The organism is Mycobacterium sp. NGS41 (assembly GCF_059812725.1).
This window is the reverse complement of sequence record NZ_JCALDF010000058.1, coordinates 1-11,475: the sequence shown is the minus strand read 5'-3', so window position 1 is coordinate 11,475 and position 11,475 is coordinate 1. Positions and strand designations below refer to the sequence as shown.

Here is an 11,475-nt window from a genome sequence, read left to right as displayed (position 1 = left end):
GCGTCTGGTGCCGCCCAAAGTACTTGTGGTCTTCGCTGTAGCCGCCGTAACCACTACCGATGTCGCGGTAGTCGGCGACGAATTCGATTCCCTTGATCCACTTGACCAGTTTGAAGCCGTGCTGCAACTCGTTACGTAGCCGCAGCGGCTTGCCATGCATGTAGGGGAGCGGCTGGTCGTTCATGTTGTAGGCCAACATCGTCATATGGTGGTCCATCTGACCGATGTGGTGGGCGTTGTAATAAATACCGCCCGTGGCGCCCAGGCCCATCGAGTAGAACACCACCCATTTCGCTTCGGGTAGCGGCTTGACGATGTCCATGATCGTCTTCATTTGCACGCCACCCCATTTGGCCACACCCGACCAGGCCTGGATGCAGAAATGCTGGCTGATCTGGTCGTGGTAGGGCAGCGCCTTCAAATCCTCGAGCGAGAACTCCATCGGGTGCTCGACAAGTCCGTAGACCTTCAGCCGCCAGTCGCGAAAGTCGTCCCGTTCCAGCTCTTTGTATTCGACGGTCTCCGGTAGGCGGCCATTGCGCCAGTGGTGCGGCGAAATGTCTTCTTCGGTAAAGGCGCCGGGCTTGGGGTCCAGGCTTTCCAGCACGCGCTGGAACGGGCCGACGAGTGCGTATCCGACACGTTGCACCACGCGCGGATGGCGAATGGTGAACGGAGTGGCCCATACCCAGGCGACGGCGGTGATCACCATCGCCGCGGCGAAGATCCAGAAGCCCATCCAGCTGTTGTCGTCGCGGGCCGCGAACATGTGGTTGAGGTTCCGCAGTGCGCTGGTCGCGAAAACCAGCGTGACGTGCACCAGGATGAAGAACAAGAAATAGGCCAGGACGAGGAAATGCAGCGAGCGGGCATGCTGAATGCTCAGCCGCTTGCTAATCCAGTGCACCCGCTGCGACAACGCCGGCGACATGCCCAAACCGGTGATCAGCGCGGCAGGAGCGGCGATGAAGACGGTGGTGAAGTACGCCATCAACTGCATGCCGTTGTAGGCGACCCATCCGTTGTCTTCCGGCCAATTCAGCGACAGGTACTGGATGGCCACCGACGCGGCGTTGGGGAAGACGTCCCAGCTGGTGGGCACGATGTGACGCCACTGGCCAGTGGTGAACAACAGGACGTAGAAGACCGCCCCGTTGAGCAGCCACAACACATCGATGCCGAGGTGCCACCAGCGAGCCAGCCCGATGGAATGCCGGAAGCCGGGCAGCCCCAACTGCGGCGGCAGGGCGACGGTGTCGGCGTTGGCCGTCCACAGGTCGTCGTCCGGAACCGGCGGGCCCACCCGCAACCATTCGTCCTTGCCAGGGGTGGCGTTGCGGCTGAAGTACAGCCGGGGATGGTCGCAAAGAATCTGGATCCCCGTCCGGATGATGAACATCATCATGAACAGGTTGAAAAAGTGGGTCCAGCCGATCCAGGCGGGCAGGCCCGGGCTGACGCCGGAATGGCTATCGGTCCCGGGGTAACGCTGGATGAAAGACTGCACCGCGGGCATGTTGTGCAGGCCCTTGCCAACCGCCACGCCCGCGATCAGCAGCGCGAAGCCGATCGGAATCAGCCACAGCAGGTTGAACCATTTGTCGCGCCCAACCCGCAGCCGCGGAGCGGTCGCCCGCCTGGTGAGGTCGAATCCGCCACCGTAATGCTCGACATCGATGGTGTCTTCGGCTTCGTGTATCTCGTTGCGGAAGTCCGGATCGGATAGCAGCGGCGTGCCTATTGTCGATGCCGAGACGGAACCCTGGAAAACCTGGGCGGAATCGGCGTGCAGATCGGCACCTTGACGTTCGGTGTTCGTCACTCGCCATAAAATACACCACTTCACTTGGATAAATCGTGCGCACATGCCGCGGCTCAGCGGGCCGACGAACCTGGTATGCGACGGGTCGCCAGCGTCACGCCAGCAAACCGTCCGCAGGCGGGAGAGTCATAACCGCATGCGCCAGCTAAGAAGCCGTCTACAGCCGCAAATGCGGAACTTAAGGGCTGGCTGTGAGTTCGGGCATAGTGTCCTGCGAGGCGCCGTCAGGCCGGGTCGCGCGGCAGTAATCGCCGGACCGGCCGGGTCTCGATGGCATTGATCGTCAAGGCTCGGCGGCTGATCCGCCAGCCAGCATCGGTCAGCTCGTATTCGTCGTCATAGCGCAGGTGCCAGACCACATCGACCAGCTCGCCGGCACGATCGTTCCAGTGATGCGCGATACATGCGATACGCCCGCGACCGTTTGGTAGGGCCACGCCGTCGCCGGAGTCCCCGGAGACTTCGTAGACCTCGCCGACGATCGCGTGCTCGGTGCGCACCGTTTGGGCGACCGCGGCGACCGCCGCGGCGATGGCCGCCTGACCGCTGTGCGCGTGGATCGGCTGCAGGCTGGCCGGCGGCTCTGGGACGACCAACTCCGCCGTGACGGTGAATAGGCTTGCCACAGCATCGAACTGACGATCATCCACGCCGGCCGCGTATCGGTGCACCAGATCGCCGAGGGAGACCCGGTCAGTCGCTGAAGGAACCATCGACGGATTCAGGCGGCCGGGGGAGCCAGCTGCGCGTGCACGGCCTCGGCCACCTCGGTTGCCCGGCGATCGGTGAACACGTCCTCCAGCATTACCGCCCGACCGTCCGGGCCGGTCAGCGGGATGCGCCAGTTGGGGTATTCGTCGGTGGTGCCCGGCTGATTCTGGGTCCGCCGGTCACCGACGGCGTCGGTCAATGCCACTCCCAACAGCCTTGACGGTGTTCGGCCCAGGTAGCGGTACAGGGCCAGGATGACCTGCTCCACATCGTGTTCGGCGCCGTCCGCCAACAGCTTGACCCGCTGCAGCTCGGCCAGCCACGCCGCTCGTTCCGCCTGGGCGGACTCGAGTTCAGCCTCGACAGGCCGCGTCAGCAACCCCAGGGACTCCCGCAGCCGGACATGGTCGCCGGCCAGGTAACCCGCCGTAGGTGGCAGGTCATGCGTGGTGACCGATGACAGGCAATACTCCCGCCAGCGCTCGGCCGGTAGCGGGCCGCCCGCCCCGTCCCGGTCCAGCTCGAACCAGAGGATCGAGGTGCCCAGTACGCCCCTTAGTAATAAGTAGTCCCGCACCCATGGTTCGACGGTGCCGAGATCCTCGCCGACGACCACCGCCCCGGCCCGATGCGCTTCCAGGGCCACGATGCCGATCATCGCGTCGTGGTCGTAGCGCACGTAGGTGCCATGGGTGGGTGGTGCGCCCTGGGGAATCCACCACAGCCGGAACAGCCCGATGATGTGGTCGATGCGCACTCCGCCGGCGTGCCGCAGCACCGCCCGGATCAGTGCGCGAAAGGGCCGGTACTCCTGTTCGTCGAGCCGGTCCGGCCGCCACGGTGGCTGCGACCAGTCCTGGCCGAGTTGATTGAACTCATCCGGGGGCGCGCCCGCGGTCACACCGAGGGCCAGCACGTCCTGCAGCGCCCACGCGTCGGCGCCGTTGGGATGTACGCCGACGGCCAGGTCGTGCATGATGCCCAACCCCATTCCGGCCCGCACCGCTTGCGACTGTGCCGCGGCCAGTTGCTCGTCGAGCTGCCACTGCAGCCACCGGTGGAAATCGACGGCGTCGGCGTTCTTTTCGACGAACGCCGCCACACCGTCGCCGGCAGGGTGCTGCAGCGAATCCGGCCACTGGTGCCAGTCGCCGCCGTATCTCTCTGCCAGCACGCTCCAGGTGGCGAAGTCGTCCAGGGGACGGCCTTCGCGCTCTCGGAACGCGGCATAGGCGAGGTCACGGCCGGCCGACCGCGGCACCTGGTGCAGCAGCTCCAGCGCGGCGCGCTTGGCCGCCCACGCGCTGTCGCGGTCGATCTCGTCAAGTTGACCGGCTCGTCGCTGAACCTCGGAACGCAGCCGCCGGACCTTGCCACGTCTGGGCAGCTCGGCGAACTCTGGGACCGCTTCGACGCGAAGGTAAAGCGGGTTGAAGAAGCGCCGTGAGGTCGGCAGGTACGGTGACGGCTCCATGGGCGCCGTCAGGGTGGCCGCATGCAGGGGATTGACCAGCAGATAGTCGGCGCCGTGCCGGGATGCGGACCATACCGCGAGGTCGGCGAGGTCGGTGAGGTCGCCGACGCCCCACGAATGGCGCGACCGCACGCTGTACAGCTGGGTGGCCAGGCCCCAGGCGCGGCGGGCGCCGAGCCGCTCGGGCAGCCCGAGCCAATCGGGGGTGACGATGAGCGCGGTGCTGGTCTCGGAGTCGCCGGAGCGCAAGTACACCCGGTGATAGCCGAGCGGCAGGTCGGTGGGCAGCACGAAGCTGGCCTCGCCGACCCAGCGTCCGTCCACCTCGAACGGCGGGGTGAAGTTGTCGACCTGCTGCACACCGCCGCGCACGGTGCCGTCTTCGAGGTGCAGCCACACTTCGGCGGGCAGCCCGTGGGTCACATGCACCCAGAACCGGGTCTGCGCGCCCGACCGGGCGACGATGGTCGGCGGCATCGGGCGCGCCCAATACGTCCGCAGATGCGTGACCAGCGCGGCATTGCGCTCCTGCTCGGTGTCGGCCGGCACGCCGAAGGCGGCAAGGACGTCCACCAGCGTGGACTCGGAGACGGGCAACTGCCGGCCCGTCCAGTCCTCGTATTCGGTCGCGATGCCGTACCGCCTGGCAAGTTCGACCAGCGACGGCGCGAGCTCACTCATGACGCCCATCTTGCGTGCTGAAGTCGCCGGGCCTGGCAGCGGGTAAGCCTGGACCGGCGGCGTTTGACGCCGCGGTGTTGCTGCGCGGCTGAATTGCGACGCACGTCAGTTGGGCTGTCTCGGGTGTTCGGCTGTTCGACAGGCCGACCGGGCCGCCGGTCGTTACCATGCTCTTAAAGGCACGAAGAAGGTAGCGGGGGAAAGACAAACTGGCAGCTCAGTGGAGCGAGCCGCGATCGGCTCGTTCGCGAGGATGTCGACCGAAGGGCCACGGATACGTCGGCGCACCGTGGTGGGCAGACAAGTGCGCGCGTTGTCGCGTGGCGAGGTCTGTGCAGGTGCCTTACGGTTATCGATGTGATTTGCGCTCGCTATGAAAATCGGTGCCGAAATGCGGGCCCATCCCCAGGACAATATTCAGGCGCTATACCAGACCGGACGGTGAATTGACGTGGCGGAAGAGAGCCGTGGGCGACGCGGGTCGGGGTACGGCCTCGGGCTTTCGACGAAAACCCAGGTAAGCGGCTACCAGTTCCTTGCCCGCCGTACCGCAAGCGCTTTGACCCGGTGGCGAGTGCGCATGGAGGTCGAACCCGGCCGGCGCCAGATCCTGGCGATGGTGGCGTCGGTGTCGGCGGCGGTCGTCATCTGTCTGGGAGCGCTGCTGTGGTCGTTCATCAGCCCATCCGGCCAGCTGAATGAGTCGCCGATCATCGCGGACCGCGACTCCGGCGCGCTCTACGTCCGTGTCGGCGACAGGTTGTACCCGGCGCTGAACCTGGCATCGGCGCGGCTGATCACCGGACGTCCGGATAACCCGCACCTGGTTCGGGGCAGCCAGATCTCCAGCGTGCCGCACGGACCGCTGGTGGGCATCCCGGGTGCACCGTCGTCGTTCTCGCCGAAGACCCCGCAGACGTCGTCGTGGCTGGTCTGTGACACCGTCGCCACCTCGACGGGCATCGGGGCGCCCCAGGGCGTGACGGTGACGGTGATCGACGGCACCCCCGAACTCGCCGGTCACCGGCGGGTACTGACCGGGTCGGACGCGGTGGTGCTCAGTTACGGCGGGGACGCGTGGGTGATCCGGGAGGGACGGCGGTCCCGCGTCGACCCGACGAACCGGGCGGTATTGCTGCCGCTTGGGTTGACGCCAGAGCAAGTCAGCCAAGCCAAGCCAATGAGCCGCGCATTGTTCGACGCCCTGCCGGTCGGGCCCGAGTTGGTAGTGCCGGAAGTGCCGAACCTGAATACTCCGGCGACGTTCCCGGGCGCCCCCGGGCCCGTCGGGACGATACTCGTCACACCGCAGATCAGTGGACCGCAACAGTATTCGCTGGTATTGGCCGAGGGCGTGCAGACGCTTCCCCAGCTGGTGGCGCAGATTATGCAGAACGCGGGTGGCCCCGGAAACGGCAAGCCGATGACCGTGCAACCGGCCGAACTGGCGAAAATGCCGGTGGTCAACAAGCTTGACCTCTCGTCGTATCCGGAGAACCCGTTGGAAGTGGTGGACATCCGGGAGAACCCGTCGACCTGCTGGTGGTGGGAGCGTTCCGCAGGTGAGAGCCGCGCCCGCGTCCAGGTGGTGTCCGGGCCTACCATCCCGATCCCCGCGGCCGAGAGCAAACGGGTGGTGAAGCTGGTCCGGGCCGAAACGACCGCGGCGGACCAGGTCTACTTCGGCCCCGACTATGCGAACTTCGTCGCCGTCACGGGCAACCACCCGGGCGCCCAAACCAAGGAATCCCTGTGGTGGATCACCGATGCGGGGGCCCGGTTCGGAGTCGACGACAAAAAAGAAGTGCTCGAGGCGCTGGGCCTGAAATCGCAGCCGAGTCTGGCGCCGTCGGTGGCGCTGCAGTTGCTGCCGCAAGGGCCGACGCTGTCCCGAGCGGATGCGCTGGTGATGCACGACACGCTGCCGAAAGACATGACACCACAAGAACTGGCGGTACCGAAGTGAAACGTGGGTTTGCAAGGCCGACGCCGGAGAAGGCTCCGGTAATCAAGCCGGAGAACATTGTCCTCCCAACACCTTTGAGCATTCCGCCGCCGGAGGGCAAGCCCTGGTGGCTGATCGTGGTCGGCGTCCTGGTAGTCGGCCTGCTGGTCGGCATGGTCGCCATGACCTTCGCCAGCGGCTCGCACGTGTTCGGCGGCGCCGGCTCGATTTTCCCGATCTTCATGATCGGTGGCGTCGCAATGATGATGTTCGGCGGCCGGTTCGGCGGCCAGCAACAGATGAGCCGCCCGAAACTGGATGCGATGCGCGCCCAGTTCATGCTGATGCTGGACATGCTGCGCGAGACGGCGCACGAGTCGGCCGACAGCATGGACGCCAACTACCGGTGGTTCCACCCGGCGCCCAGCACCCTGGCGGCAGCCGTCGGGTCGTCGCGGATGTGGGAGCGCAAGCCGGACGGCAAAGACCTCAACTTCGGCGTGGTCCGCGTCGGGGTGGGCATGACGCGGCCCGAGGTGACCTGGGGCGAGCCGCAGAACATGCCGACCGACATCGAGTTGGAGCCGGTGACCGGTAAGGCGCTGCAAGAGTTCGGCCGGTATCAAAGCGTCGTGTACAACCTGCCGAAGATGGTCTCCCTGCTGGTCGAACCCTGGTATTCGCTGATCGGGGAACGCGAGCAGGTGCTGGGGTTGATGCGCTCGATCATCTGCCAGCTGGGGTTCTCCCATGGGCCCGACCACGTGCAGATGATCGTCGTCAGTTCCGATCTGGCGGAATGGGACTGGGTCAAGTGGCTTCCGCATTTCGGCGACCCTAAGCGTCAGGACGCGGCGGGCAATGCGCGGATGGTCTACAGCTCGGTGCGCGAGTTCGCCGCCGAACAAGCCGAATTGTTCGCCGGCCGTGGGTCTTTCACGCCACGGCATGCCAGTTCATCGGCGCAAACCCCGACACCCCACCACGTCATCATCGCCGACGTCACCGATCCCCAGTGGGAGTACGTGATCAGCGCCGAGGGCGTCGACGGGGTGACGTTCTTCGACCTGACCGGCTCGTCGATGTGGACCGCTGTCCCGGAGCGAACCTTGCGGTTCGACGAGAAGGGCGTGATCGAGGCGCTGCCCCGCGACCGCGACACCTGGATGGTCATCGACGACAAGCCCTGGTTCTTCGCGCTCACCGACCATTTCAGCGCGGCCGAGGCCGAAGAGTTCGCGCAGAAGCTGGCGCGCTGGCGCCTGGCCGAGGCCTACGAAGAGATCGGCCAGCGGGTTGCTCAGATCGGTGCCCGAGACATCATGGCCTACTACGGGATTGAGGATCCGGCGGATATCGACTTCAACGCGCTGTGGGGAAGTCGCACCGACACGATGGGCCGGTCACGGTTGCGCGCACCGTTCGGCAATCGGTCCGACAACGGCGAATTGCTGTTCTTGGACATGAAATCACTCGACGAAGGTGGCGACGGCCCGCACGGCGTCATGTCGGGTACGACGGGTTCCGGTAAGTCGACGCTGGTGCGAACCGTGATCGAATCGCTGATGCTCGGCCATCCGCCGGAGGAACTGCAGTTCGTCCTGGCCGACCTCAAGGGTGGTTCCGCGGTGAAGCCGTTCGCCGGCGTCCCGCACGTATCGCGAATCATCACCGACCTCGAAGAAGACCAGGCGCTGATGGAGCGCTTCCTGGACGCGCTGTGGGGTGAGATCGCCCGCCGCAAGGCCGTGTGCGACAACGCCGGCGTCGACGACGCCAAGGAATACAACTCGGTGCGTTCGCGCATGCGCGCGCGTGGCCAGGACATGCCGCCGCTGCCGATGCTCGTCGTCGTCATCGACGAGTTTTATGAGTGGTTCCGCATCATGCCGACGGCGGTCGACGTCCTCGACTCGATCGGACGGCAGGGCCGCGCCTACTGGATCCACCTGATGATGGCGTCGCAGACGATCGAGAGCCGGGCCGAAAAGCTCATGGAGAACATGGGTTACCGCCTGGTGCTGAAAGCGCGCACCGCCGGGGCCGCGCAGGCGGCCGGCGTGCCCAACGCGGTGAACCTGCCGGCGCAGGCCGGTCTGGGGTACTTCCGCAAAAGCTTGGAGGACATCATCCGGTTCCAGGCCGAGTTCTTGTGGCGGGACTACTACTCACGCGGGGTCACCATCGACGGCGAAGAGGCGCCGGCGCTGGTGCACAGCATCGATTACGTTCGCCCGCAACTGTTTACCAACTCGTTCACACCGCTGGAGGTGAGCGTCGGGGGCCCGGAGGCGGAGGCGCCGGTGCACTCCAACGGCGAGGTGCTCGAGGTCGAGGATCTTGAGGAGGACGAGGACGAGGAAGGCATCCGGACGCCGAAGGTCGGCACCGTGATCATCGATCAGCTGCGCAAGATCCCGTTCGAGCCCTACCGGCTGTGGCAACCGCCGCTGACCGTGCCCGTCGCCATCGACGACCTGGTCAATCGGTTCCTCGGGCATCCGTGGCAGCAGGACTACGGCTCGGTGCGAAACCTGGTGTTCCCGATCGGGGTCATCGACCGGCCGTTCAAGCACGACCAGCCGCCGTGGACGGTCGACACCTCAGGACCCGGCGCCAACGTGTTGATCCTGGGCGCCGGCGGTTCGGGCAAGACGACCGCACTGCAAACTCTGATCTGCTCGGCCGCATTGACCCACACCCCCGATCAGGTTCAGTTCTACTGCCTGGCCTACAGCAGTACGGCGTTGACCACGGTGGCCCGATTGCCGCACGTCGGCGAGGTGGCCGGCCCCACCGATCCGTACGGTGTGCGCCGGACCGTGGCCGAGCTACTGGCACTGGTCCGCGAGCGGAAGCGAAGCTTCCTCGAATATGGGATCGCGTCGATGGAGATGTTCCGGCGCCGCAAGTTCGGTGGTGAGCCCGGCCCGGTGCCCAACGACGGGTTCGGTGACGTCTACCTGGTGATCGACAACTACCGGGCATTGGCCGAGGAAAACGAGGTGCTCATCGAGCAGGTGAACCTGATCATCAATCAGGGGCCCTCGTTCGGTGTTCACGTAGTGGTCAGTGCGGATCGCGAATCGGAGTTGCGGCCGCCGGTGCGTAGCGGTTTCGGTTCCCGCGTCGAGTTGCGACTGGCCGCGGTGGAAGACGCCAAGCTGGTGCGTTCCAGGTTTGCCAAAGAGGTTCCGGTGAAGCCGGGACGCGGCATGGTCGCCGTCAACTACGTCCGACTCGACAGCGACCCGCAGGCCGGCCTGCACACCCTGGTGGCCAGGCCCGCGCTGGGTAACACGATGGCCAACGCCTTCGAGTCGGACAGCGTGGTGGCAGCGGTCAGCCGGGTCGCGACCGGGCAAGCGCCGCCAGTGCGCCGGCTGCCGGCCCGGTTCGGCGTGGAGCAAGTCCGCGAGCTCGCCGCGCGGGATACGCGCCAAGGCGTTGGCGCCGGCGGAATCGCTTGGGCGATATCGGAATTGGACCTGCAACCGGTCTATCTCAACTTTGCCGAGAACGGACACTTGATGGTGACCGGCCGACGCGAATGTGGGCGGACCACGACGCTGGCCACCATCATGTCCGAGATTGGCCGGCTGTATGCGCCGGGAGCCAGCAGCGCACCGCCGCCGCCGGCGGAGAAGCCGTCTGCTCAGGTCTGGCTGGTCGACCCGCGCCGTCAGCTGCTGACCGCCCTGGGCTCCGAATACATGGAGAAGTTCGCCTACAACCTCGACGGCGTCCAGGCGATGATGGGCGAGCTGGCCGCGGTGTTGGCCGGACGTGAGCCACCGCCCGGTTTGTCGGCAGCGGAGCTGTTGTCGCGATCGTGGTGGAGCGGCCCGGAGATCTTCCTGATCGTCGACGACATCCAGCAGCTGCCGCCAGGTTTCGATTCGCCGCTGCACAAGGCCGCTCCCTGGGTGACCAGGGCCGCGGATGTCGGGCTGCATGTGATCGTCACCCGCACCTTCGGTGGCTGGTCGTCTGCGGGTAGCGACCCGATGCTGCGGGCACTGCACCAAGCGAATGCGCCATTGCTGGTGATGGACGCAGACCCCGACGAGGGCTTCATTCGCGGCAAGATGAAGGGCGGTCCGCTGCCCCGCGGTCGCGGGTTGCTGATGGCCGAGGACACCGGGGTGTTCGTTCAGGTCGCCGCGACCGAGGTGCGGCGCTAGTCCGTCACGGAATCTCTACCGTGTCGGCGTCAAGGTCGACGCATCGAAGCCTGCCGTTCGTCGGTCTCGAGGGCCTCGCAGCAGTGTGGGCGCCTGGCGGAGAGTCACGTTCAATTATTTAATTTGGCCCGTCTCTTAAGCGAATTGACGGTTACAGCCGGGTTTACAGAATGCGTCAGCAACCCCGCGTACTGTCAATTGCTCGGGGCAATGATCGCAAGTTCTTGCAGGTAGATAGTCCCTGCGTGCCCCCGCTCCGTAAAGACGGGGTGACCTATAGATGAACAATGGTTAGCCCCAAATTAGCCACTAATGAATAGTTGGCGTTGCGCGCGGCGTGGCGCGGTGCGGCCATCTAATCTCGCTACCGAGCGATGTTGTTGACGCAGGTTATCGAGGCAAAATGCGCATTTCGTTCGTGGCACACAGAAACGCCGATGGCAGTGTCGCTAAAGGTCCAGGCATCGGCTCAGGGGTAGCAACCGAAACGGCACCAGCCCGCCAAGAAAGGGCGGTGGTTGCCGCCGAGCTTTCGACAGCCAGGTGTGACCACTTCGCGAAGATGCCGCGGGTGCCGTACGCCGTAGCAAAAGCAGTCATCGCGATTTCGGGCAGTTAAAGGGGGACAAGGAGGATGGTGTTCGACTTCGGGGCGTTA

5 protein-coding genes are annotated in these 11,475 nt (G+C 65.5%); 2 read left to right on the top strand and 3 right to left on the bottom strand.

The window, feature by feature from the left end; all coding sequences use genetic code 11:
• The 3 genes from AC5Y21_RS25670 to malQ form a co-directional block, all read right to left on the bottom strand.
• A partial coding sequence (locus AC5Y21_RS25670; protein WP_499916906.1) for a molybdopterin-dependent oxidoreductase occupies window positions 1-1,741 on the bottom strand: 1,741 nt, incomplete at its 3' end.
• A 305-nt stretch (window positions 1,742-2,046) separates the two neighbouring features.
• On the bottom strand, window positions 2,047-2,535 hold the full coding sequence (locus AC5Y21_RS25665) for a nuclear transport factor 2 family protein (protein WP_499916904.1): 489 nt from the start codon (window positions 2,533-2,535) through the stop codon (window positions 2,047-2,049).
• 8 nt (window positions 2,536-2,543) lie between these two features.
• Window positions 2,544-4,688 carry a 4-alpha-glucanotransferase gene (gene malQ, locus AC5Y21_RS25660; RefSeq protein ID WP_499916902.1) on the bottom strand — a complete coding sequence of 715 codons (2,145 nt, stop codon included), beginning with the start codon at window positions 4,686-4,688 and terminating at the stop codon, window positions 2,544-2,546.
• Between the two features lie 451 nt (window positions 4,689-5,139).
• Here malQ and eccB point away from each other — a divergent pair, with 451 nt between their 5' ends.
• The gene (gene eccB / locus AC5Y21_RS25655) at window positions 5,140-6,654 is read left to right on the top strand and encodes a type VII secretion protein EccB (RefSeq protein ID WP_499916900.1); all 1,515 of its coding nucleotides are present in this window, start codon (window positions 5,140-5,142) and stop codon (window positions 6,652-6,654) included.
• Window positions 6,651-10,817 carry a type VII secretion protein EccCa gene (gene eccCa / locus AC5Y21_RS25650; protein ID WP_499916898.1) on the top strand — a complete coding sequence of 1,389 codons (4,167 nt, stop codon included), beginning with the start codon at window positions 6,651-6,653 and terminating at the stop codon, window positions 10,815-10,817. The genes eccB and eccCa overlap by 4 nt, the downstream gene beginning before the upstream one ends.
• The last annotated feature ends 658 nt before the right edge of the window (window positions 10,818-11,475 follow it).

Excerpts from the sequence above, each read along its gene's own strand:
- AC5Y21_RS25665 (WP_499916904.1), bottom strand. The coding sequence starts at position 2,535 with ATGGTTCCTTCAGCGACTGACCGGGTCTCCCTCGGCGATCTGGTGCAC.
- malQ (WP_499916902.1), bottom strand. The coding sequence starts at position 4,688 with ATGAGTGAGCTCGCGCCGTCGCTGGTCGAACTTGCCAGGCGGTACGGC.